At 64.0% G+C, this 23,833-nt stretch carries 23 protein-coding genes; 19 read left to right on the top strand and 4 right to left on the bottom strand.

The genetic code is table 11. The features are described 5' to 3' along the window. The first annotated feature begins 13 nt into the window (after positions 1-13). The 9 genes from P5705_RS02955 to P5705_RS02915 all read left to right on the top strand — a co-directional run bounded on the left by P5705_RS02955 (position 14) and on the right by P5705_RS02915 (position 8,557). Positions 14-802, top strand: a complete 789-nt coding sequence (locus tag P5705_RS02955; RefSeq protein WP_011534887.1) for a protein phosphatase CheZ — start codon at positions 14-16, stop codon at positions 800-802. Between the two features lie 12 nt (positions 803-814). Next, entirely contained in the window at positions 815-3,049 is a 2,235-nt protein-coding gene (locus tag P5705_RS02950; RefSeq protein WP_277459501.1) for a chemotaxis protein CheA, read from the top strand. 45 nt (positions 3,050-3,094) lie between these two features. Then, entirely contained in the window at positions 3,095-4,219 is a 1,125-nt protein-coding gene (locus P5705_RS02945; protein ID WP_277459500.1) for a protein-glutamate methylesterase/protein-glutamine glutaminase, read from the top strand. Then, positions 4,219-4,959, top strand: coding sequence for a flagellar motor protein (locus P5705_RS02940; protein ID WP_011534884.1), 741 nt, complete (start codon positions 4,219-4,221; stop codon positions 4,957-4,959). Before P5705_RS02945 ends, P5705_RS02940 begins: the two co-directional genes overlap by 1 nt. Positions 4,960-4,962: 3 nt before the next feature. After that, positions 4,963-5,820, top strand: coding sequence for a flagellar motor protein MotD (gene motD, locus P5705_RS02935; RefSeq protein ID WP_277459499.1), 858 nt, complete (start codon positions 4,963-4,965; stop codon positions 5,818-5,820). Between the two features lie 78 nt (positions 5,821-5,898). Beyond that, a complete protein-coding gene (locus P5705_RS02930) occupies positions 5,899-6,687 on the top strand; it encodes a ParA family protein (RefSeq protein WP_011534882.1) in 789 nt (262 codons plus the stop codon). Beyond that, a complete protein-coding gene (locus P5705_RS02925; RefSeq protein ID WP_277459498.1) occupies positions 6,687-7,613 on the top strand; it encodes a CheW domain-containing protein in 927 nt (308 codons plus the stop codon). The genes P5705_RS02930 and P5705_RS02925 overlap by 1 nt, the downstream gene beginning before the upstream one ends. 67 nt (positions 7,614-7,680) lie before the next feature. Continuing rightward, a complete protein-coding gene (locus P5705_RS02920; protein ID WP_003254393.1) occupies positions 7,681-8,160 on the top strand; it encodes a chemotaxis protein CheW in 480 nt (159 codons plus the stop codon). 1 nt (position 8,161) lies between these two features. Then, on the top strand, positions 8,162-8,557 hold the full coding sequence (locus P5705_RS02915) for a DUF2802 domain-containing protein (RefSeq protein ID WP_011534879.1): 396 nt from the start codon (positions 8,162-8,164) through the stop codon (positions 8,555-8,557). A 27-nt stretch (positions 8,558-8,584) separates the two neighbouring features. On the opposite strand, the gene P5705_RS02910 is transcribed toward P5705_RS02915, so the two are convergent. From P5705_RS02910 to P5705_RS02895, 4 genes are all read right to left on the bottom strand, one after another. Further along, positions 8,585-11,305 carry a dermonecrotic toxin domain-containing protein gene (locus P5705_RS02910; RefSeq protein WP_277459497.1) on the bottom strand — a complete coding sequence of 907 codons (2,721 nt, stop codon included), beginning with the start codon at positions 11,303-11,305 and terminating at the stop codon, positions 8,585-8,587. 230 nt (positions 11,306-11,535) lie between these two features. Continuing rightward, a complete protein-coding gene (locus tag P5705_RS02905; RefSeq protein WP_277459496.1) occupies positions 11,536-14,283 on the bottom strand; it encodes a dermonecrotic toxin domain-containing protein in 2,748 nt (915 codons plus the stop codon). 81 nt (positions 14,284-14,364) lie between these two features. Continuing rightward, a complete protein-coding gene (locus P5705_RS02900; protein ID WP_277459495.1) occupies positions 14,365-14,700 on the bottom strand; it encodes an EscU/YscU/HrcU family type III secretion system export apparatus switch protein in 336 nt (111 codons plus the stop codon). Next, positions 14,697-16,259 (bottom strand): flagellar hook-length control protein FliK, encoded by a 1,563-nt coding sequence (locus tag P5705_RS02895; RefSeq protein WP_277459494.1) that lies wholly within the window; start codon positions 16,257-16,259, stop codon positions 14,697-14,699. Before P5705_RS02895 ends, P5705_RS02900 begins: the two co-directional genes overlap by 4 nt. A 184-nt stretch (positions 16,260-16,443) precedes the next feature. Here P5705_RS02895 and ccmA point away from each other — a divergent pair, with 184 nt between their 5' ends. The 10 genes from ccmA to P5705_RS02845 are packed head-to-tail and all read left to right on the top strand — an operon-like array spanning position 16,444 to position 23,774. Further along, positions 16,444-17,076, top strand: a complete 633-nt coding sequence (gene ccmA, locus P5705_RS02890; protein WP_277459493.1) for a cytochrome c biogenesis heme-transporting ATPase CcmA — start codon at positions 16,444-16,446, stop codon at positions 17,074-17,076. Then, complete coding sequence (gene ccmB / locus P5705_RS02885; RefSeq protein WP_134693825.1) at positions 17,073-17,741, top strand: heme exporter protein CcmB; 669 nt, start codon at positions 17,073-17,075, stop codon at positions 17,739-17,741. Before ccmA ends, ccmB begins: the two co-directional genes overlap by 4 nt. Before the next feature lie 46 nt (positions 17,742-17,787). Then, positions 17,788-18,555 (top strand): heme ABC transporter permease, encoded by a 768-nt coding sequence (locus P5705_RS02880; protein WP_011534873.1) that lies wholly within the window; start codon positions 17,788-17,790, stop codon positions 18,553-18,555. Beyond that, positions 18,552-18,728 carry a heme exporter protein CcmD gene (gene ccmD / locus P5705_RS02875; protein ID WP_011534872.1) on the top strand — a complete coding sequence of 59 codons (177 nt, stop codon included), beginning with the start codon at positions 18,552-18,554 and terminating at the stop codon, positions 18,726-18,728. The genes P5705_RS02880 and ccmD overlap by 4 nt, the downstream gene beginning before the upstream one ends. After that, positions 18,725-19,180, top strand: coding sequence for a cytochrome c maturation protein CcmE (ccmE, locus tag P5705_RS02870; protein ID WP_240064252.1), 456 nt, complete (start codon positions 18,725-18,727; stop codon positions 19,178-19,180). Before ccmD ends, ccmE begins: the two co-directional genes overlap by 4 nt. Before the next feature lie 11 nt (positions 19,181-19,191). Continuing rightward, positions 19,192-21,165, top strand: coding sequence for a heme lyase CcmF/NrfE family subunit (locus tag P5705_RS02865; protein WP_277459634.1), 1,974 nt, complete (start codon positions 19,192-19,194; stop codon positions 21,163-21,165). Continuing rightward, complete coding sequence (locus P5705_RS02860) at positions 21,162-21,698, top strand: DsbE family thiol:disulfide interchange protein (protein WP_277459492.1); 537 nt, start codon at positions 21,162-21,164, stop codon at positions 21,696-21,698. The genes P5705_RS02865 and P5705_RS02860 overlap by 4 nt, the downstream gene beginning before the upstream one ends. After that, positions 21,695-22,171 (top strand): cytochrome c-type biogenesis protein, encoded by a 477-nt coding sequence (locus P5705_RS02855; RefSeq protein WP_277459491.1) that lies wholly within the window; start codon positions 21,695-21,697, stop codon positions 22,169-22,171. The genes P5705_RS02860 and P5705_RS02855 overlap by 4 nt, the downstream gene beginning before the upstream one ends. Further along, positions 22,164-23,351 carry a c-type cytochrome biogenesis protein CcmI gene (ccmI, locus tag P5705_RS02850; protein WP_277459490.1) on the top strand — a complete coding sequence of 396 codons (1,188 nt, stop codon included), beginning with the start codon at positions 22,164-22,166 and terminating at the stop codon, positions 23,349-23,351. The genes P5705_RS02855 and ccmI overlap by 8 nt, the downstream gene beginning before the upstream one ends. Before the next feature lie 12 nt (positions 23,352-23,363). Further along, positions 23,364-23,774, top strand: coding sequence for a hypothetical protein (locus tag P5705_RS02845; RefSeq protein ID WP_277459489.1), 411 nt, complete (start codon positions 23,364-23,366; stop codon positions 23,772-23,774). The last annotated feature ends 59 nt before the right edge of the window (positions 23,775-23,833 follow it).

The raw sequence follows: 23,833 nt of genomic DNA, 5'->3' as shown, positions 1-23,833 counted from the left end.
GTCAGGGGGCGCCATGGAGTCACAGAACAACTCTCTGGGTGAGTTCGAATCAACCCTGAAGAAGCATGCCCAGGAACTGGTCGAGAGCCTCGAGCGCGGCCGGTTCGGCGAGGCGGTGCAGCTGATTCACCAGCTGAACCAGACCCGCGACCGTGGCCTGTATCAGGAAGTCGGCAAGCTCACCCGTGAACTGCACAGTGCGATCGTCAGCTTCCAGATCGACCCGGCCATGCCGCAGGCCGAGGAAGTCTCGCAGATCACCGATGCCACCGAGCGCCTCTCCTACGTGGTGCGCCTCACCGAGGGCGCGGCCAACCGCACCATGGACCTGGTGGAGGAGAGCACGCCCGTGCTCAACGACCTCGCGAGCGAGGCCCAAGACCTGTCCGCCGACTGGCAGCGCTTCATGCGTCGCGAGGTGGCGGCGCCGGAATTCCGTGAGCTGGTCAAGCGCGTCGACAGTTTCCTGACGCACAGCGCCGAAGGTAATCGCAAGGTCGCCGGCCATCTCAACGACATTCTGCTGGCTCAGGACTATCAGGACCTGACCGGACAGGTGATCAAGCGGGTGACCACGCTGGTCACCGAAGTCGAAAGCAATCTGCTCAAGCTCGTGCTGATGGCAAGCCAGGTCGACCGCTTTGCCGGTATCGAACATGACCACCAGCAGCTGCGTGCTGAAAAAGATCAAGAAAAACATCCGACTCGGGGTGAAGGTCCGCAGATTCATGCCGATAAGCGTGAAGACGTCGTGTCCGGTCAGGACGATGTCGACGATCTGCTATCCAGCCTGGGTTTTTAAGGAGCACGTTTAATGAGCTTCGGCGCCGATGAAGAAATCCTTCAGGATTTCCTGGTAGAAGCCGGCGAAATCCTCGAGCTACTGTCCGAGCAACTGGTCGAGCTGGAAAGCCGGCCCGATGACGCGGACCTGCTCAATGCGATTTTCCGCGGTTTCCACACTGTAAAAGGGGGCGCCGGCTTCCTTCAGCTCAACGAGCTGGTGGAGTGCTGCCATATCGCCGAGAACGTGTTCGACATCCTGCGCAAAGGTGAGCGCCGGGTCGACGCGGAACTGATGGACGTGGTGCTCGAGGCCCTCGACACGGTCAACAGCATGTTCAGCCAGGTTCGCGAACGTTCGGACATCACCCCGGCCACGCCGGAACTGTTGGCGGCGCTGTCGCGCCTGGCCGAGCCCGGTGGCGCGCAAGCGCCTGAGCCGGTCGTCGAGGCCGCCCCGCAGGCCGAAGCCGAGCCGGACATCACCGACACCGAGTTCGAGCAACTGCTCGATTCGCTCGATGCGGTCAAGGCGCAAGCCGAGGTCCATGAGCAACTGCAGGGCGAAGTGGTCGGCGCGGGCGGTGACGAGATCACCGACGCCGAGTTCGAATCGCTGCTCGACCAGTTGCATGGCAAGGGCCAGTTCTCGGCGGATGCCGCGCCGAGCGCAGCGGCGCCTGCCGCTGCGGCTGCCAGCGACGAAATCACCGACGACGAATTCGAGTCGCTGCTCGACCAGTTGCACGGCAAGGGCACCTTCGCCGTGGACGCCTTGCCGGCTGCCGCCGCGCCGGCGGCCAGCGCGGCATCGGCCACGCCGGGTGGCGAGGACATCAGCGAGCACGAATTCGAAGCGCTGCTGGACCAGTTGCATGGCAAGGGCAAGTTCTCGGGTGACGCCGTCGCCAGCGAGGCGCCTGCCGCCGTAGCCACTGCCGCGCCTGCGGCCGCCAAGGTCGAGCCCAAGCCTGTGGCCAAGCTGGCTCCGGCTCCGGCTCCGGCTCCGGCTCCGGCTGCCGCCAAGCCAGCCGCCCCGGCTGCGCCAGCCCGTGCCGCCGCGGCACCGGCTGCCGAAAAGCACGGCGCCAGCGAAGCGGAAACCACCGTGCGGGTCGATACCGCGCGCCTGGACGAAATCATGAACATGGTCGGCGAACTGGTGCTGGTGCGTAACCGCCTGGTGCGCCTGGGGCTCAACAGCGGCGACGAAGCCATGTCCAAGGCTGTGTCCAACCTCGACGTGGTCACCGCCGACTTGCAGACCGCGGTCATGAAGACCCGCATGCAGCCGATCAAGAAGGTCTTCGGGCGCTTCCCGCGCCTGGTTCGCGACCTGGCGCGCCAGTTGAAGAAAGAGATCAACCTGGAACTGGTCGGCGAAGAGACCGACCTGGACAAGAACCTCGTCGAGGCCCTGGCCGACCCGTTGGTGCACTTGGTGCGCAACGCCGTCGACCATGGCGTCGAGATGCCGGACGAGCGCGAAGCCTCGGGCAAGTCGCGCATGGGCCGGGTGGTGTTGTCCGCCGAACAGGAAGGCGACCATATCCTGCTGTCGATCTCCGACGACGGCAAGGGCATGGACCCGAGCATCTTGCGCGCCAAGGCCGTGGAAAAGGGCCTGATGGACAAGGACGCGGCCGACCGCCTGAGCGAGTCGGACTGCTACAACCTGATCTTCGCCCCGGGTTTCTCGACCAAGACCGAGATTTCCGATGTGTCCGGCCGTGGCGTGGGCATGGACGTGGTGAAGACCAAGATTTCGCAGCTCAACGGCTCGATCAACATCTTCTCGGCCAAGGGCCAGGGCTCGAAGATCGTCATCAAGGTGCCGCTGACCTTGGCGATCATGCCGACGCTGATGGTGATGCTGGCCAACCAGGCGTTCGCCTTCCCGCTGGTCAACGTCAACGAGATCTTCCACCTCGACCTGTCGCGCACCAACGTGGTCGACGGCCAGGAAGTGGTGATCGTGCGCGACAAGGCGCTGCCGCTGTTCTACCTCAAGCGCTGGTTGGTCCAGGACCACGAGCACGAAGAGCAGCATGAAGGTCACGTGGTGATCCTGTCGGTCGGCACCCAGCGCATCGGCTTCGTGGTCGACCAACTGGTCGGCCAGGAAGAAGTGGTGATCAAGCCGCTGGGCAAGATGCTGCAGGGCACGCCGGGCATGTCCGGCGCGACCATCACCGGCGACGGTCGTATCGCGCTGATCCTCGACGTTCCGAGCATGCTCAAGCGTTACGCCGCCCGGCGTATTTGATTTCGGTGGCGCGCCCTGGCGGGTGCGCCACCTAATGGAGTGTTTATGGCAGTCAAGGTCCTGGTGGTGGATGATTCCGGTTTCTTCCGCCGCCGTGTCTCGGAAATTCTCTCGGCGGACCCGACGATCCAGGTCGTGGGTACCGCGACCAACGGCAAGGAAGCGATCGACCAGGCGCTGGCGCTCAAGCCCGATGTCATCACCATGGACTATGAAATGCCCATGATGGATGGCATCACCGCAGTGCGGCACATCATGCAACGCTGCCCGACGCCGGTGCTGATGTTCTCCTCGCTGACCCACGAAGGCGCCCGCGTCACCCTCGACGCCCTGGATGCCGGTGCGGTCGACTACCTGCCGAAGAACTTCGAAGATATCTCGCGCAACCCGGAGAAGGTCAAGCAACTGCTGTGCGAGAAGGTCCACACCATTTCGCGCAGCAACCGTCGTTTCAGCGCCTATTCCAGCCCGGCGCCCGCCGCCGCGCCGGCTCCGGCCAGCAGCCATGCCCCGGCCAGCAGCTTCAGCAGCAGTGCCCCAGCGCGCGCCGCCGCCCCGGCCCGTGCCGCGGCACCGGCCGCCGCGCATTCGCCGGCGCCCAAGCGCAAGCCGTACAAGTTGGTCGCCATTGGCACCTCCACCGGTGGCCCGGTGGCACTGCAACGCGTGCTCACTCAACTGCCTGCCGGTTTCCCGGCGCCGATCGTGCTCATCCAGCACATGCCGGCGGCCTTCACCAAGGCCTTCGCCGAGCGCCTGGACAAGCTGTGCAAGATCAGCGTCAAGGAAGCCGAAGACGGCGACGTGCTGCGCCCGGGCCTGGCGCTGCTGGCCCCGGGTGGCAAGCAGATGATGGTCGATGGCCGTGGCACGGTGAAGATCCTGCCGGGTGACGAGCGCCTGAACTACAAGCCTTGTGTCGACATCACCTTCGGTTCCGCCGCCAAATCCTACGGCGACAAGGTGCTGTCGGTGGTACTCACCGGCATGGGCGCCGATGGCCGCGAAGGCGCGCGCCTGCTCAAGCAGGGCGGTAGCACCGTGTGGGCCCAGGATGAGGCCAGCTGCGTGATCTATGGCATGCCCATGGCCATCGTCAAGGCCAACCTGGCCGATGCCGTGTACAGCCTGGACGAGATCGGCAAGCACCTGGTCGAGGCGTGCGTCTGATGGATGTCTTGAGCCTGATCGGCCTGATCCTCGCGTTCGTCGCCATCGTCGGCGGCAACTTCCTCGAGGGTGGCCATGCCGGTGCCTTGATCAACGGCCCGGCCGCCTTGATCGTGCTGGGCGGCACACTGGCGGCGGCGTTGCTGCAGTCGCCGCTGTCGTCGTTCAAGCGCGCGCTGCAGATCGTGCGCTGGATCTTCTTCCCGCCACGAGTCGACCTCGCCGGCGGCATCGACCGGGTGGTGAACTGGAGCCTGACGGCGCGCAAGGAAGGCCTGCTGGGCCTGGAAGGCGTCGCCGATGCCGAGCCCGATCCGTATGCGCGCAAGGGCCTGCAACTGCTGGTGGACGGCGCCGAACCGGAAGCCATCCGCAGCATCCTCGAAGTCGACTTCCTGACCCAGGAAGCGCGCGACATCCAGGCGGCCAAGGTGTTCGAGAGCATGGGCGGCTATGCGCCGACCATCGGTATCATCGGCGCGGTGATGGGCCTGATCCATGTGATGGGCAACCTGGCCGATCCGTCGCAGCTGGGCAACGGCATTGCCGTGGCCTTCGTCGCCACCATCTACGGTGTGGCCAGCGCCAACCTGATCCTGTTGCCGATCGCCAACAAGCTCAAGGCGGTCACCCTGCGTCAGTCGCGTTATCGCGAAATGCTGCTCGAAGGCCTGCTGTCGATCGCCGAAGGCGAAAACCCGCGCTCGATCGAGCTGAAACTGCAAGGTTTCATGGAGTAAGCCATGGCCCGCCGTCGTAAAGCCGAAGAACACGAGAATCACGAGCGCTGGCTGGTGTCGTACGCCGACTTCATTACCTTGCTGTTCGCCTTCTTCGTGGTCATGTACTCGATTTCGTCGATCAACGAGGGCAAGTACAAGCAGATCTCCCAGGCGCTGATCGGGGTCTTCAACGACCCTGAGCGCAGCATGAAGCCCATCCCCATCGGCGATGAGCGGCCGCTGAGCGTCAAGCCGGCCGAGCCGCTGATCAAGGACAGCGAGCAGACCGACGCGGGTTTGGCGCAAACCAGCGTCGACCCGCTGAAGACCATCACCGACGATGTGCGCGACGCCTTCGGCGACCTGATCAAGTCCAACCAGATGACCGTGCGCGGCAACGAGCTGTGGGTGGAGATCGAACTCAACTCCTCGCTGCTGTTCGCCAGCGCAGACGCCATGCCCAGCGACGTGGCCTTCGAGATCATCGAGAAGGTGGCGAAGATCCTCAAGCCGTTCGCCAACCCGGTGCACGTCGAGGGCTTCACCGACAACCTGCCGATCCGTACCGCGCAGTACCCGACCAACTGGGAGCTGTCGTCGGCGCGGGCGGCGAGTATCGTTCGCCTGCTGGCGATGGAAGGAGTCAACCCGGCGCGCATGGCCTCGGTGGGCTACGGCGAGTACCAGCCGGTGGCTGGCAACGACACGGCCGACGGTCGCGCGCGCAACCGCCGCGTGGTGCTGGTGATCTCGCGCAACCTCGAAGTGCGCCGCAGCCTGACCGGCAGCGGCAGTGCCAACGCCACCCCCGATGCCGCCATGCACCGGGCTGGCACACAAAGTGCACCTGCCACGCCAGCACCGTCGACCGGGGGCTGAATCCGTCAAAACCCCGTCATTGAATTTCACACCGTTCCCGGCAAGGCTGTCGGCCATACCGGGAGGAAGCAACGCACGATGAGAGTCTGGGCAGTAGCCAATCAAAAGGGTGGCGTCGGCAAGACCACCACCACCATCGCCCTCGCTGGCCTGCTGGCCGAGGCGGGCAAGCGCGTGGTCGTCGTCGACCTCGACCCGCACGGTTCGATGACCAGCTACTTCGGGCACAACCCCGACGCGCTCGAGCACAGCTGCTACGACCTGTTCCTGCACAAGGGCACGGTGCCCGAGGGCCTGCCGGGCCAGCTGCTGCTGCCCACCAGCGACGAGCGCATCTCGCTGCTGCCGTCGAGCACGGCGCTGGCCGTGCTGGAGCGCCAGTCGCCGGGCCAGAGTGGCCTGGGCCTGGTGATCGCCAAGAGTCTGGCGCAGCTGTGGCAGGATTTCGACTTCGCCCTGATCGACAGCCCGCCCTTGCTGGGCGTGCTGATGGTCAACGCCCTGGCCGCCAGCCAGCAACTGGTGATCCCGGTGCAGACCGAGTTTCTCGCGGTCAAGGGCCTGGAGCGCATGGTCGGCACATTGGCCATGGTCAACCGCTCGCGCAAGCAGGCCTTGCCGTACCAGATCGTCCCGACCCTGTTCGACCGTCGCACCCAGGCCTCGCTGGGCACCCTCAAGGTGCTGCGCGACACCTATGGCGACCAGGTCTGGCAGGGCTACATCCCGGTTGATACACGCCTGCGTGACGCCAGCCGCAACGGTGTCACGCCGTCGCAGTTCGACGGCAAGAGCCGTGGAGTGGTCGCCTATCGGGCGCTGCTCAAGCATCTGCTCACTTACCGTTCCGCGCTGCAGGTGGCTTGATGAACTCGGCACCGCGCATCACCAGCAAGCCGCAACTGGCGCTGCAATCCTACCTCGATGGCCTGTTGCAGGAAGCCACCGAGACCCTCGACCTGCCCGAATTGCCTGAGACAGTGACGGCGGACGAGGCAGGCGACGTGGAAGAGGCGCCCAGCGACGAGTTCGAGGCCGCAGTCCGCGAGGAGCAGGCCCTGGACGCCCAGCGCCACGCCAGCCCGGCGCCGGTGGCGGCACGGCCGTTCGCCGAGCCCCAGGCCAAGGTGCTGCCTACCGTACTGCCACCGGTGCAGCCAGTGCCTGAGCCGGTCGTCAGTGTGGTCGACACTGAGGTAGTGGCCGAGGCCAGCATCCCAGTCCTGACCGAAGTGCAGGTCGCCGAGCCAGTCGCGCCGCTGGTCGATGTCCACTTGCCTGCGCCAGCGGCACCGGTGCCGCCCGCCACGGTCGATGGTCGGCCGGACTGGGCGGCCGAGCCGTTCGAATGCCTGCTGTTCGATGTGGCCGGGCTCACCCTGGCGGTGCCACTGGTGTGCCTGGGCTCGATCTACAGCCTGGCCGGCCAGGAACTGACGCCATTGTTCGGCCAGCCGGACTGGTTCCTTGGCATCCTCAGCTGCCAGGCTGGCAACCTGAAGGTGCTGGATACCGCGCGCTGGGTCATGCCCGACCGTTACCGCGATGATTTTCGCCAGGGCCTGCAATACGTGATTTCCGTCCAGGGCTACGAATGGGGGCTGGCCGTGCACCAGGTCAGCCGCTCCCTGCGCCTGGACCCGAACGAGATCAAGTGGCGCAGCCAGCGTGGGCAGCGCCCTTGGCTGGCCGGCACGGTGATCGAGCACATGTGCGCGCTGCTGGATGTCGCCGCGCTGGCCGAGCTGATCGCCAGCGGCGCCGTCAAGCAGATGAACACCAAACACAACTGAATCAACGCCGCTACTGCCGCGGCAATACAGAGCACACCGCCGATGGCGGGTTTAGAGGGCTAGGGGAATGAAAAAGTCGTCTGCACAAGGTTCCGAAGATCCGATCCTGCAGTGGGTAACCTTCCGTCTGGACAACGAGTCCTACGGCATCAATGTCATGCAGGTGCAGGAAGTCCTGCGCTACACCGAGATCGCCCCGGTTCCGGGCGCCCCCAGCTACGTGCTGGGCATCATCAACCTGCGCGGCAACGTGGTGACGGTGATCGACACCCGCCAGCGTTTCGGCCTGATGCCCACCGAAGTCACCGACAACACCCGAATCGTCATCATCGAGGCGGACAAGCAGGTGGTCGGCATCCTCGTCGACAGCGTCGCTGAAGTGGTCTACCTGCGTCAGTCGGAGATCGAGACCGCGCCGAACGTCGGCAACGAAGAGTCGGCCAAGTTCATCCAGGGCGTGTGCAACAAGAACGGCGAACTGCTGATCCTGGTCGAACTGGACAAGATGATGACCGAGGAAGAGTGGTCCGAGCTGGAGAACATCTGAGTTGATCTTCGAGGTTGCTGTCATCTTCCTGGCGCTGCTCTGGGCGCTGAGCCTGTGGTTCTTCCTCAACTACAGCAAGCGCCAGCGCGAGCTGGCGGCCCAGCAGGCCCAGGGCGACGCCCTGCGCGACCAGCGCATCAAGGACCTGGGCAAGCGCCTGGACGATTACCAGAACGGTACCGTGCGCATGGGTGAGGCCATCCACGAGTTGCGCGCGGTGGTGGCGCCGTTGCCCGAGAAGCTCCAGCAACTGGAGCAGCGCGATCCCAACAGCGTCACCTTCACCCAGGCGGCCAAGCTGGTGGGGATGGGCGCGAGCGTCGAAGAGCTCACCCAGACCTGCGGCCTGACCCAGGCCGAGGCGCAGCTGATGAGCAAGCTGCACCGCGGTGAGTGATATGCCGGGCATTCTGCCCGGCTTTTGTCAGGGTTGGATCCAGGAATGAAGGTTGCCGACCTTTATGAACTGATCCAATGCCCACTCTTGTGCCTCGATGCCTATAGCGTCGGAAAGTGAATCCCTCAGGAGAAAAATTGGACTTTTCTGGGGGAGTACTTCCAGTTTTTTTAACTGCTGCCCGATGTACAGTCTGTACAGGCTGTTGTCCGCCAATTTATCCGCATTCTTGATTACATCATTGAGCAAGCGAGGCCCATCCATTGTGTTCGTTTTCAAGGCGTATTCCTTGAACCCGGGATCGGTTTTTTGCGGTGGAAGAGTGTCATATAACTCTTCGTTTTCGAGGTAGCGGTCGCGCATCAAATCAGAGATTTGCGTTAGCACATCGTTATTGGCATGGCTGCCGATAGGGGTATTGGCATAGTCGCAATGCAAGTTCAGGGGTTCGAAGTTTACGGGGCGCTTCAGTACCAGCCCTTCTTCGGGGGCCCGGATGTTGTGTTTTGCGATGAGGGCTATGTTGTCGTTGGATGTGGTGTCGGTTAGTAAGGTGTCGTCAATGTCCATATAGAATCCGCCCTCCTGATTGAGAATTGGATAGCGGAGTACATTGCTGGCCATGGCGTAGTGTTTGTTGTCAAGTGCCTTGCTGTAGTGGTCGAAGAAATGAGGTTGTTCAACCTCGTTGTACCAGATTTGATCTTCCAGTGTTTCCACCTTCAATGGCGGGGGAAACCCTCTAAGCTGTTCCTGTTGCGCCGCGTACGCAGCGGGATTTTTGTTTGACAGGTAAACCTGGTAAGTGAATTTACTGTCGGAGGTCGATAGTTTTTGGACGTTGCTTCTGAGTGTTTCCAGTTGATCCGAGGGGATGGGGTTGTCGCCGATCCAGATGCTGAAAATTTTCTTCGGGAGATTGGCTAATTTGCTGGTTTCCAACGGGGGGATCTTGATCGGCAGCTGCAGGTCCACACCCAGCGCTCGCAATGTGCGCATACGCATTTCATCTGTGGCCGGTGATGGAGCATCGATGGCCACCCAACCGTCTTCTGGGTTTTCTACTCGATAATAGGTCGGTGCTGCGTGGCTTCCTGCAACGGGTTTAACCATGAAGGCATCGTGTTCACTGTCATACACTATGTCGACCGGTTTTTCCTCTATGACAGCCGTCATCTGGTTAATGCCTTTACTATCAAGGAACCGGGTGATGTGATCGGCTAAATAGCTATCTTCCGGAAGCGCTACCGGTACGTTTGGGGAGAAAGCGCCTGCCACCGCTTCGTCAAGTTGGGGTAAACGAGATGCACCCACGGGGCTCAGGGGGTAGCCAATCTGATCGTTAACGCGATGGGGGGCGACGAATTCCAGGCTGTTTCCAGTGAAGAACGTTTGCACGCGATCGGCAGCCAAGACGGTCAAGGGGGCGGCATTCAACAGACCGAACAGGACGTTTTCCCCGCCATCGGACTTATCCTGGGCGGTCTTGCCGTTGACGATCTGGTCGATGCCCAGGCCAAGCTGCGCGATACCGCCGACGGCGAGCAGTGGAATCAGCTCGGGAACCACCAGGGCCAGGGGCGCCACCAGATTGAGCGTGGTCACCAGGTAGCCGCGCCAGCGTGCCTTGGACACTTGTGCATTGGTGGTGATGGAAAAATGCGCATCGTCATAGCTGTGTTTTCGTTGTCGCGCAGTAATGGCGGTGAACAGGTCACCTTCGAGCGCAGGGCTGTAATGGTCGGACTTGTAGTTGACGTATTCGCCAGCGGGCCAGTAGCCGTCGTAGGTAAAGCCGGATTCATAGCCTCGTTCGTAGCGCTGTGGGTAGGCGGCAAGGCCGTGGAGGGCGGTCTCCAGCCCACTGAAATTGAACCCGTCGGGGGCGTCGGACATTTTGAAATATTGGAGCAGCCTCTGACGCTTTGCGCTGTCGCGACACTGTTGCGCGAACCAGTCCTTCATTGCCGACAGGGTGTCGAACTCGTGGAAGGGCGAAGCGTTGCCTGGCAGGTACAGCAGCACCTGCGGCTGTGCTGGGCGTTTGATGTAGATCAGGTCGGTGGCCGCGTAGCCATAAACGTTCAAGGGCCTGACCTGCAGGTCATCGACCTTGTCCATGATCCCAGCGGCTTGCCAGGCCATCTGCCGGCCAGCGTCGCTCAATGAACCTTCCTCGACCTGTTTGTTGCAGGCGGCGAGGTAGCTTATTTGCAAAGACTGGGCATGGGTGTTCGTACCCTGTTGCCAGTAAGCGTCCAGCTGCGAGACGAAGAGGGTGTGGAAATTCAGGTGAGAGATGTATTTCTGCATGGCCTCGACATCCACCGACAAGAGCGTGGTGCTGTCGTAGCGAGGCGGGGTGGTCCTGCGGAAAAGTCCGTTGAAAGTGCTGAAGGTGAGGGCGCCGTTAATCGCCCCGATATCAGGGAGGCGATCAACAAGGGTGAGTGGTCCCTGTGGAAAGCGGCCCACCCAGTGGCCAGTGAAAATCCCGACCAGGACCTCACTTTCACCTTGCCAGTCCGAGAGCAACGCCTGGGTGAGTGAAAGACGCTGGTCGATGACTGCCTGATTGCCAAAGTAGCGCAGGGTGACTACGTCTGTCTGATCCGGGTCGAAGTCATGACCTTGTTCCTGCAGCCATTCACGCATGGCGATGGAGGCTTGCTCATAGGGCTGCGGGATGTGTTTAAGGTGGTCGCGTACGAACTGTTTGCCCGCAGCGTTTACGAAGGTGGATGTCATGGAGAGTCTATCGTTGTGGCGAAATAGAGACCCCACGGTAGCGAAGGCCATGGCTCGACCTGTTGTACATGCTTACTACCTTGAGTCGTGCAGTCCTTGGCCGCTGAAAGATTGTTGTAGGAGCCGGCGTTGCCGGCGAACACTGGCGCAGCCGGTGCCAGGTACTGCGGTGCTTGGTTCGCCAGCAAGCTGGCTCCTACGGGCTCGGTGGGCGTGTCAGGCCCTGTGGTTCAAGGCTTGGCCCATGAGTGATTGTTTCCCACGCGCACCAAGCGGTTGAACGGCAGCAAATGCCGCGAGACCGCCTGAAAGCGGTCCAGGTCCACATACACGCCGGCGTTGATGCGGGGCATCTGGTACAGGTTGGTGATCTGCCGCAGGAGCTTGAGCGTCGGCAGGTGCTGGTCGACCACGTCGGTGAGCAGCCCGGGACCGGTCAGGCGGTTGAGATTGGCGGCATAGCGATAGAAGCCCTGCGGGTCCTGGCGCAGGCTGGGCCGGCTGTCATAGAAACCTGGTTCGGCCAGGTAACGGCTGCGCATTTCCTCGCTGATCGCCCGCAATGTCGGGTTGCCGGCGTGGCTGCCGATCACGCTGGTATTGAACTGCCAGTTCATGCCGAGCTTTTCATTGGACATCGGTGGGAACAGCAGCAGCCCGTCGTCGCTGGTGCTTAGCTCGACTTGCTCGATGGCTTCGCCTGGGTTGCCGAGCGGTTGACCGGCGGCGACATAGGGATGTTCACCCACGGCCAGCAAGCTGTCGTCGACGTCCATGTAGATGCCGCCTTCACTGTGCAGCATTGGATAACGCAGCACATCCGAGGCTGACGAGAAGTTGCCACCGGCTATCGCGGCTTGGTACTGGGCATGGTAGGGCCCATCTCGAAAACTGATGAACCATGGTTGTTCTTCCAGGGGCAGCACCTGGATGCCGGGTGCATGTATTCCCAGCAGGCGCAGGTTTTCGGCGTAGGGGCCAGCGTTGGCCTTGGACAGGTAAAGGCGCAGGTTGTAGGCAGTTTCATTCAAGCGTTCGGCGTTGTTGCCCAGATTGGTCAGCAATGGCGCGTCGATGATCTTGTCGCCGATCCAGAGACCAAGGAACTGCCGTGGAATTGGCTGGATGCCGGTGGTTGGCGCATCGGGTATCGCCACCGGCAGGTGCAGGTCCACGCCGAGTGCGCGCAGGGTGGCCATGCGCATCGGGTCGGTGACGACCCGGTTGCGCAGATTCACCGGTAGCAGGTCGCGGCTGCCAGCCTGGGGGGTGTAATGAATTGGGTCGACTTCGTTGAGGTCGCCTTCGAAGATAAAGCTGTCACTCTCCAGGTCGTAGACCATCTCTGCGTTGTACCCACCCACGGAGGCGGCCAGCAGGTCAGGCGTCCCGTCGTAGCGGGGTACCCGGTCGATGGCTGCGTAGGTGGCTGCATCGGCACCCGGGATTGCTGGAATGGCTTCGGGGATATGAAAGTAAGGCGCGACCTCGTCGACCGGCAAGTGCGGTGGTGAGACTGGGCTCAGTGGGTATCCCAAGCGACCATTGACCTCCTGTGGCGCGATGAAACCCTCGTTCCTGACTCGGTATGGCGCTACGTCGCGGGTCAGGCCAGCGTGCACCAGCGGCAGGGCATTGAGCAGGCCGAAGGTGGCGTTGCCCACGCCCTCGGCGCGTTCCTCCTGGCCATGAGCATTGATCGCTTGGTCCAGGCCCAGGCCGAACTGGGCGATGCCGCCCAGGGCGAAGATCGGCGCCAGTTCTGGCACCACGATGGCCAGCGGAGCGAGCAGGTTGACCGCCGCGTTCAGGTAGCCCCGCCAGCGGGCTTTGCTCACTTCACCGTTACTGGTGATGCGGTAGTCGGCATCCTCGTAGCTGCGTTTGCGTTGCTGCCGGGTCAGGGCCAGGAACAGGTCGCCCTCGATCAGCGGGCTGTATTGGTCGGGTTTGTAGTTGACATAGGTGTGTGGATGCCAAACGCCTTCAGCGGTGAAGCCTGGACGGTTGCTGGACAGGTGGTTGAGGGCGGGGTACACGGCGAGACCGTCCAGCGCGGTGGCCAGGCCGCTGAAGTCGAGGCCGTCGGGCAGGTCGGCCAAGGCGAAGTGCTGTTGCAGGGCGGCACGGGTGTCGGGCTTGCGGCACAGGCTGGCGACCCAGTCCTGCAGCGCGCTGGGGCTGGCGAACGTATGCAGCGGCGCGGCGTTGCCTGGGATGTAGAGCAGGGTCAGGCCGCTTGCCGGGTCGCTGATCTGCAGCAGGTCGGTGGCGACATAGCCATAGATGTTGAGAAAGCGCAGGTGTAACGGTGCGGGCGCCTGCTCCAGCCCCGCCGCGCGCCAGGCGAGGCGGCGCGCCGGGTCGTCGAGGCTGCCTTCGGCGACCTGGCGGTTGCAGGCGGTGATGAAGGCGATCTTCGCTGCCAGGCGGTGACTGCTGGCGCGGCGGCGCCAGTAGGTATCCAGCATGGTCTTGTAGGTACTGTGGAAGTCGAGGTCCCAGATGAACTGCTGGAAGTCTTCCGCTGCGAGCGCTACATGCGTACGGGCGCTGTACTCGCTGGGTTCGGTCTGGCGGAAAAGGCCGTTGTAGATGCCGTAGGCGCTAGCGTTGGGCAGCGGGTTCGGCGGGGTGAGCCGGTCGACCAGGGTGATGCGCTGGCTGTCCGGAAAACTCCCGGCCCAGGGCCTGCCGAAGGCTGCGCCGAGGAGGTTGTTGCTCGACTCGCCCTGCCAGTTGGCCAGCACCGCCTGGGTCAGCGTCATCTTCTGTACCACCCTCCCAACCTCGCCAACACCGTGGCGCCATTGATGGTGCAGCACGACCACATCGGTACGGTCGGGGTCGAGGGTTTGCCCGCGCCGAGCGGCCCAGTTGCGGATGGCCGTGGCGGCGGCGCGGTCGGGGCGAGGGAAGTCCTTGAGGTGGTCGCTGACATAGCGCACACCGGCATGACTGACGTAACGAGTTTTCATGGTGGTGACCCAGGTTGGAAATGAGTCGCCATCCTGATTGATGCCGCCTGCGCGTGAGCGGCAACGGGTTACCACCCGCGATCAAGGGCAGTAAGGAAGGCCTGGCAGGTGGGGAGTGATATCGCGCTCGGCGGCGGGCTCGTCGCTGAAACCTACGGGCACTTTGCCACGCAGTTGCCAGGCGAAGGCAATGATCTCGGCGATAGTCAGGTACAGCGCCTCGGGGATCTGTTCGCCCAATTCCAGCCGCGCCAGCAGGCGCACCAGCTCGGCGTTCTCGTAGATCGGCACTTCATGTTCGCGGGCCAGGGCGAGGATGGCTTCGGCCAGTTCGTCGTCACCCTTGGCGCTCAGGGTCGGCGCCTGCTGGCCGTCATAGCTCAGGGCGATGGCCTGGCGGGGTTGCTTGTGTTTCATGCGGTCTCATCCACCCAGCGTTGTTCAAGGCGTGTGTGCGGGCCTTGCGGAGGTGTGCCAGGGTGGCACTCCAGGTCGCCGACATCCAGGCCGCGGGCCAGCAGGCGTTCGCGCAGCGTGCCGAGCTGGCTGTCGATGAGGCGTGCGGTCTGCTCCTGCTCTGCCCACAGTTGTCCCGACAGCCGTCCTTGCAGCAGTTGCGCCTGGACCTGCAGCGGGCCTAGCGGTGACAGGTCGAAGGCCAGTTCGATACGCCACATGGCCTCCAGCGGGTCACGCCCCTCACGTTCGCGATCCGCTTGCTGCTCCGGCGTTTCCTCGCGCTGCAGCTTGACCTGCAGCGGAATGAATTCCTGGCCGTGGCGGATGGGGATTTCGGATTGCCAGGTGGTCTGCTGGTTGCCGTTCTCCAGCGGGCCGGATTGCTGCAGGCTGGACAGCGCATGGCTTTGCAGGCGCGAGACAGCGGCGGCGGCCAGGCGCAGCAACTGCTGCAGGTCGCCTTCGTTTTCCAGGCTCTGCAACAGGCGCGAGGGCAGGGGGAAGGCGCCAGGCAGCTGGCGTGGGGTCACCTGGCCAAGCATGCCCAGGGCGCTTCGGGCGAAGCCGGGCAGCGCCTGGGCCAGGGTGCTGGTCAGTGCGGGGGGCAGCGATTGGCCCGTGGTCGGGTTGGTCAACTGCGCGACCAACCTGACCAATTGCGTCTTCAGGTCCGGTGTCACGCCGCTTGCCTGGCCACCAAGCAGCTTGGCCTCGAGGAAGGCGCCACTGTTGTTCAGGGCCTGGGCGAGGTTTTTCGCATCGCCCAGCTGGCGGGCATCGGGCAAGCCGGCCAGCAGGCGCTCGGCACTGGCGCGCAGCTGCGTTCCGGCATCGCCCGAGGTGGCGATCTGCTGCAGGGCGTTGAGCAGGCTTGGCAGTGAGGCTTGCCGGCCCTGCTGGGTCAACAGTTGCTGGGCGATGGCCAATTGATCCTGACGGCCACTGAGGGGGACGAAACGCAATGACTGGTCACCTTGCACCAGCGCGCTCAGCAGGCTGCCGACAGGCAGCGGACGTGGGCTGTCGATGGCCAGGGTGGCGCCCGCCTGGCTACTGTTGAGCAGGCTCACCAGCGAGCGGAAGGTGGCGATCTCGCCTGCATTCTGTGGCAGTGCCTGGCTGGTCAGGACCTTGCCCTGCAGCAGTGTGCCGACCGGGACCTGGTGGGTATCAAGGCGGGTGAGGGTGGCGATGTTGTTGGCATTGACCTGTTGCACCATGACCGCCAGGCGGTTGCTCTCGGTCTGGCTGACCGTGATCTGGCTGCCCGGGGGCAGGGGCTGGCCGGTGCTGGCCTGCAACTGGGTCTGGGTGCCGTTGGCCTGGGTGAGGCGCAGCAACATCTGGAAGTCCGCACCGACCTGGCGCATCGACATGACTTCGGCGCGCGCTGTCTCGCCTGGAGCTAGCAAACCAGGCTGTGGTTGCAGCAGGCGCAGCAGCTCGCCAGTCATCGCGGCCTTGGTCGCCTGGGGGGCTAGCGCAGTTTGTGCGCCGAGACTATTGATTTCAGTCATGATTGTATACAACCTGTCGGACCAGCCCTCTTGGCAGCGGAGCAGTGCATGTAATAATGCCCGCCGCCTGCCACTGCCAGTATAACGGCAGCGAGCAGGGGCACTTGAGACACAAGGTTCATGATCGGTGTCGCCCGCGAGGCAGGCGACACCGGATATGAACCCAATCGCATAAGGCATAACCGTGACCCTTCACCTCCAAGCCGTGGGCCTGGCCTGCGAGCGCGACTGGCGACTGTTGTTCGAGCACCTGGACTTCGAGCTGCGCCCCGGCGACATGCTGCAGATCGCCGGCCCCAACGGCAGTGGCAAGACCAGTTTGCTGCGTTTGCTGGCCGGGCTGATGCAGCCGACCGCCGGGCGCATCCTGTTCAATGGCCAGCCGCTGGCCGAACAGCGTCATGCGCTGGCCAGCATCCTGCTTTGGATCGGGCACGCCGCGGGCATCAAGGACCTGCTTACCGCCGAGGAGAACCTCGCCTGGCTGTGCGCCCTGCACCAGCCGGCCAGCCCCGAGGCCATCTGGCGCGCCCTGGAGGCTGTCGGCCTGCGTGGTTTCGAAGATGTGCCTTGTCATACCCTCTCCGCCGGCCAGCAACGGCGTGTCGCCCTGGCCCGCCTGCACCTGGACAGCCCACCGCTGTGGATTCTCGACGAGCCCTTCACCGCCCTCGACAAACAGGGTGTGGCGCAACTCGAGACGCACCTGGCGGCGCATTGCGAGCAGGGTGGCACCGTGGTGCTGACCACCCACCACACCCTCGAGCGCAAGCCGTCCGGCTACCGCGAACTGAACCTGGGGCAGTGGGCGGCATGAGCGTATTCCTTCTTCTGCTGCGCCGCGAGGCGCGCCTGCTGTTCCGCCGTCCGGCGGAACTGGCCAATCCGCTGGTGTTCTTCGCCATCGTCGTCGCTTTGTTCCCGCTGGCGGTCGGTCCCGAGACGCAATTGTTGCAAACCTTGTCTCCAGGACTGGTCTGGGTCGCGGCATTGCTGGCCGTGCTGCTGTCGCTGGACGGGCTGTTTCGCAGCGATTTCGAGGATGGCTCGCTGGAGCAGTGGGTGCTGTCACCGCACCCACTGGCCATGCTGGTGCTGGCCAAGGTACTGGCACACTGGATCTTTTCCGGTCTGGCGCTGGTATTGTTGGCGCCATTGCTGGCGCTGATGCTCGGCCTGCCCGCCAGCTGCCTGCCGGTCCTGCTGGCTTCGCTGCTGCTGGGCACGCCGGTGCTGAGCTTGCTGGGCGCGGTGGGCGCCGCGCTGACAGTCGGTCTCAAGCGCGGCGGTTTGCTGCTGGCGCTGCTGATTCTGCCGTTGTATATCCCTGTATTGATCCTGGGCAGTGGCGCGTTGCAGGCCGCGTTGCAGAATATGCCGGCGACCGGTCATCTGCTCTGGCTCGCCAGCCTGACTGCCTTGGCTGTGACATTGGCACCCTTTGCGATCGCGGCCGGCCTGAAGATCAGCGTCGGCGAATAACGAGTCCCGGGCACCGCAGCCTGGGCAACACCCTGGATGTACCCTGATGAAAATGAGTTGGACGTGGTTCCACAAGCTGGGCTCTCCCAAATGGTTCTATGCCATCAGCGGCCGCATGCTGCCGTGGCTGACCGTCGCCGCCATCCTGCTGCTGCTGGTGGGCATCACCTGGGGCCTGGCCTTCGCCCCCCAGGACTACCAGCAAGGCGACAGCTTCCGCATCATCTATATCCACGTCCCGGCGGCGATGCTGGCGCAGTCCTGCTATGTGCTGCTGGCGGTGGCCGGGGTGGTGGGGCTGGTATGGAAGATGAAGCTGGCCGATGTCGCCTTGCAGTGCGCGGCACCGATTGGTGCCTGGATGACCGCGGTGGCGCTGGTCACTGGCGCGATCTGGGGCAAGCCCACCTGGGGCAGCTGGTGGGTCTGGGATGCGCGCCTGACCTCCATGCTCATCCTGCTGTTCCTGTACTTCGGCATCATCGCCCTGGGCCAGGCCATCAGCAACCGCGACAGCGCAGCCAAGGCCTGCGCAGTGCTGGCCATCGTCGGGGTGGTGAACATCCCGATCATCAAGTACTCGGTGGAGTGGTGGAACACCCTGCACCAGGGCGCCACCTTCACCCTCACTGAAAAACCCGCCATGCCGGTGGAGATGTGGCTGCCGCTGCTGCTCACGGCGCTGGGTTTCTATTGCTTCTTTGGGGCCGTGCTGCTGCTGCGCATGCGCCTCGAAGTGCTCAAGCGCGAGGCGCGTGCCAGTTGGGTCAGGGATGAAGTGATGAACAGCCTGGGTCGGGAGACAGCACGATGAGCTTCGCCTCCTTCAGTGATTTCCTCGCCATGGGCCACCATGGCCTGTACGTCTGGTCGGCCTACGGCATCTGCCTGGCGGTGCTGGCGCTCAATGTCGCCGCGCCACTGCTGGCCCGCCGTCGCTACCTGCAAGAAGAGGCGCGCCGTCTGCGCCGGGAGAGCAAACCGTGAATCCGCAGCGCAAGAAACGCCTGTTCCTCATCCTCGGCCTGCTGGTCGGTGTCGGCGTGGCCGTGGGCTTCGCCCTGAGCGCCCTGCAACAGAACATCAACCTGTTCTACACCCCGACGCAGATCGCCAATGGCGAAGCGCCGCTGGATACCCGCATTCGCGCCGGCGGCATGGTCGAGAAAGGCTCGGTGCAGCGCTCGGCCGACTCGCTGGACGTGCGCTTCGTGGTCACCGACTACACCAAGTCCGTACCGATCACCTATCGCGGCATTCTCCCCGACCTGTTCCGCGAAGGGCAGGGCATCGTCGCCCTTGGCAAGCTCAATGCCGACGGCGTGGTGGTCGCGGATGAAGTGCTGGCCAAGCACGATGAGAAATACATGCCGCCCGAAGTCACCAAGGCGCTCAAGGAAAGCGGCCAGGCGGCCAGTGACGCGGGGGCCAAGCCATGAATGCGGCCCTGGTGATCCCCGAACTGGGCCAGTTGTCGATGATCCTGGCCATCTGCTTCGCCGCCGTGCAGGCCACGGTGCCATTGCTCGGGGCCTGGCGCGGCGATTCTCTGTGGATGGGCCTGGCGCGTCCGGCTGCCTGGGGGCAGTTCGCCTTCCTCGCCTTCGCCTTCGCCTGCCTCACCCACGCCTTCATGACCGACAACTTCTCGGTCGCCTACGTGGCCAGCAACTCCAACAGCGCCTTGCCCTGGTACTACAAGTTCAGCGCCGTATGGGGCGCCCACGAAGGCTCGCTGCTGCTCTGGGCGTTGATTCTCGGTGGCTGGACATTCGCCGTCTCGGTGTTCTCGCGTCAACTGCCACAGGTGATGCTGGCCCGTGTACTGGCGGTGATGGGCATGATCAGCGTGGGCTTCCTGTCGTTCCTGATCATCACCTCCAACCCGTTCCAGCGCCTGCTGCCGCAGGTGCCGGGCGACGGCCGCGACCTCAACCCGCTGCTGCAGGACTTCGGCCTGATCGTTCACCCGCCCATGCTGTACATGGGCTACGTGGGTTTCTCGGTGGCCTTCGCCTTCGCCATCGCGGCATTGCTCGGCGGGCGCCTGGACGCGGCCTGGGCGCGCTGGTCACGGCCCTGGACCATCGTTGCCTGGGCATTTCTCGGCGTGGGGATCACCCTCGGCTCGTGGTGGGCCTATTACGAACTGGGCTGGGGCGGCTGGTGGTTCTGGGACCCGGTGGAGAACGCTTCGTTCATGCCCTGGCTGGTGGGCACGGCGCTGATCCACTCGCTGGCGGTCACCGAGAAGCGCGGGGTGTTCAAGAGCTGGACCGTGCTGCTGGCCATCGCTGCGTTCTCCCTTAGCCTGCTGGGCACCTTCCTGGTTCGCTCCGGGGTGCTGACCTCGGTGCACGCCTTTGCCGCCGATCCGTCGCGGGGCATCTTCATCCTGTTCTTCCTGCTGTTCGTGGTGGGGGGCTCGCTGACGCTGTTCGCCCTGCGCGCGCCGGTGGTCAAGAGCCAGGTCGGCTTCGCGCTGTGGTCCCGTGAAACCCTGCTGCTGGCCAATAACCTGGTGCTGGTGGTGGCGGCGTCGACGATCCTGCTCGGCACCCTGTATCCGCTGGTGCTCGATGCCTTGACCGGCGCCAAGCTGTCGGTCGGCCCGCCGTACTTCAACGCATTGTTCCTGCCGTTGATGGCGTTGCTGATGCTGGTACTCGGCGTTGGGGTGGTGGTGCGCTGGAAGGACACGCCAGGCAGATGGCTGGCGAGCATGATGACCCCGGTGCTGGTCGGCAGCGCGGTGCTGGCGCCGGTTGCCGGGTTGATCGTCGATGACTTCGACTGGCCGATCCTGAGCGTGTTCGCCCTGGCCGCCTGGGTGGTGCTCAGCGGTGTACGCGACATCCTCGACAAGACCCGCCACAAGGGTTTGGTCAAAGGCCTGGCCGGCCTCAATCGCAGCTATTGGGGCATGCACTTGGCGCACCTGGGCCTGGCGGTGTGCGCCCTGGGCGTGGTGCTGTCGAGCAACAACAGTGCCGAGCGCGACCTGCGCATGGCGCCGGGCGAGACCGTCGAGCTGGGTGGCTACCATTTCCTGTTCGAAGGCGCGAAGCACTTCGAGGGGCCGAACTTCATCTCCGACAAGGGCACTGTGCGTGTCTCGCGCGACGGCCGCGAAGTGACTGTGCTGCACCCGGAGAAGCGCCTGTACACCGTGCAGCAATCGATGATGACCGAGGCCGGAATCGACGCAGGCTTCACCCGCGACCTGTATGTCGCCCTGGGCGAGCCGCTGGAAAACGGCGCCTGGGCGGTGCGGGTGCATATCAAACCCTATGTCCGCTGGATCTGGCTGGGTGGTCTGCTGACCGCGCTGGGCGGTTTCCTGGCGGCCCTCGACCGGCGCTACCGCGTCAAGGTCAAAGCCCGCGTGCGTGATGTGCTGGGCGTGTCTGGAGCGACTGCATGAAGCGTTGGATCATGGTAGTGCCACTGGCGGTGTTTCTGCTGGTGGCGGTCTTTCTCTACAAGGGGTTGTTCCTCAAGCCCGACGAGCTGCCCTCGGCGATGATTGGCAAGCCGTTCCCGGTGTTCTCGCTGGGTACCGTGCAGGGTGACCGCACGCTCACCCAAGCCGACCTGGTCGGCCGCCCGGCGCTGGTCAATGTGTGGGGTACCTGGTGCCCCTCGTGCAAGGTCGAGCACCCGTACCTCAACCAGCTGGCCGAGCAGGGCGTGGTGATCCACGGGGTCAACTACAAGGATGACAACGCCGCCGCACTGAAATGGCTGGCGGAGTTCCACAACCCGTACCAGCTGAACATCGCCGACCCGCAAGGCTCGCTGGGCCTGGACCTGGGCGTGTACGGCGCGCCGGAAACCTTCCTGGTCGACGCGAAAGGCATCATCCGCTACAAGCATGTGGGCGTGGTCGACGCCACGGTCTGGCGCGAGCAGCTGGCACCGCTGTACCAGGGCCTGGTCGACGAGGCCAGGCCATGAAGCGCTGGCTTGCAGCCGCCGTGCTGGGCGTGAGCCTGGCCGGTGTGGCCAGGGCGGCCATCGACACCTATCAGTTTCGCGACGAAGCCGAGCGTGAGCGCTACCAGCAACTGACCAAGGAGCTGCGCTGCCCCAAGTGCCAGAACCAGGATATCGCCGACTCCAACGCGCCGATCGCCGCCGACCTGCGCCGCGAGATCTTCCGTATGCTCGGCGAGGGCAAGAGCAATCCGCAGATCGTCGACTTCATGGTCGACCGCTATGGCGACTTCGTGCGCTACAAACCGGCGCTCAGCGGGCGCACCTGGCTGCTGTGGTTCGGTCCGGGCATCCTGCTGGCCGGTGGTTTCGTGGTGCTGGCGGTGATCGTCCGTCGTCGTCGCAACCAAGCCGTGGCCGGCACCTCGGAACTGTCCGCCGCTGAACGCGAGCGTCTCGCCAAACTGCTGGAAAAAGAAACCGACCATGACTGAATTCTGGCTCAGCGCGGGCCTGTTGCTGCTCGCCGCCCTGGCATTCCTGTTGATTCCCATCTTGCGTGGCCGTCGTCGCCAGCAAGCCGAACAGGACCGTACCGCACTCAATGTGGCGCTCTATCAAGAGCGGGTCGCCGAACTGGCAGCCCAGCAGCAGGCGGGTGTGCTCGATGCCGGGCAACTGGCCAAGGGCCGTGATGAGGCTGCCCGTGAACTGCTGGCTGACACCGAGCGCAACGACGCGTCCGCTCAAGGCCATCTGGGCAAGGCGGTCCCGCTACTGGCATCGGTGCTGGTGCCAGCCATGGCGCTGGGGCTGTATCTGCACTTCGGTGCCGCCGACAAGGTCGAGCTGACCCAGGAGTTCGCCAGCGCGCCGCAATCCATGCAGGAAATGACGGCGCGCCTAGAGCGTGCCGTGCAGGCGCAGCCGGACTCCGCCGAAGGGTTGTACTTCCTCGGTCGGGCGTACATGGCCGATCAGCGCCCGGCGGATGCCGCCAAGGCCTTCGAGCGTGCCGTGGCCCTGGCCGGGCGTCAGCCCGAACTGCTCGGGCAATGGGCCCAGGCGTTGTACTTCGCTGGCGACAAGCAATGGAACGCACAGCTGCTGGCATTGACCGACGAAGCACTGAAGGCCGACCCGCGAGAGGTCACCAGCCTTGGCTTGCGGGGTATTGCTGCCTTCGAGGGTGAACGCTATCAGGAGGCTATCGATTTCTGGCAACGCCTGCTCGCCCAACTGCCGGAGGGCGACGCCTCGCGCGCCGCGCTGCAGGGCGGTATCGACCGAGCGGCGGACAAACTGAAGGCCTCCGGTGGCAAGGTAGCCGAGGCGGCACGGCTGAAAGTGCGGGTCGAACTGGCTGCGGCGCTCAAGGACAAGGTCCGCCCGGATGACACCGTGTTTATCTTCGCCCGTGCCAGCAATGGCCCGCCCATGCCCTTGGCCGCCAAGCGTGTCACGGTGGCGCAGTTGCCCATCGAGGTGGAGCTGTCGGACGCCGATGCGATGATGCCGCAAATGAAACTGTCGGACTTTGCCGAAGTCCAACTGGTTGCCCGGGTCTCGCGCGCCGGTGTTCCCACCCGTGGGGAATGGAAAGCCCAGGGGGCGCCCCTGCCCACCACTACGCGAGCACCCCAGCACCTGATTATCGACAGCCCCGACTCATAAGAGAGCAGCCCCATGAACAGCACCGTCCGCCTGACCCTGATCACCCTGGCCCTGGGTCTTTCCGCGTGTACGGTGCATCAGCCAGGCGAGCGGCAATCGCTACCGCCAATCGAGTCCACGCCCGCGCACAAAGAGCCAGCGGCCAAGCCATTGCCGGGTAGCAAGCCAAGCCAGCCTGCTGCGACACCCAAACCCATGCCACGCACCTCGGCCAGCTTTGCGCCACCACCCGGTGGCGCCAGCCATTGGGACCCGAAAATGGGCGTCTACGTGCTGGAAAAGCAACCCAACACCTTCTACCGCCAGCGCACCTACTACCGCTGGAACAACGGCTGGAGCTGGTCGCTGAGCCCTAATGGACCCTGGCAGGAGACCGACAGCAGTGGGGTGCCGGGTGGCCTGGGGCGTGCGTTCGCCCAATAGGATTCGCTCGGCCGGCGCGCCCACGCATGGATAGCCCATCCCGCGTTGCCCGCGCATAA

Origin of the sequence: Pseudomonas entomophila (genome assembly GCF_029478665.1) — a bacterium.
In the GTDB taxonomy this organism is placed as follows: domain Bacteria; phylum Pseudomonadota; class Gammaproteobacteria; order Pseudomonadales; family Pseudomonadaceae; genus Aquipseudomonas; species Aquipseudomonas entomophila_F.
The sequence above is the reverse complement of the archived record's forward strand: the minus strand, read 5'-3'. Positions and strand labels throughout refer to the sequence as shown.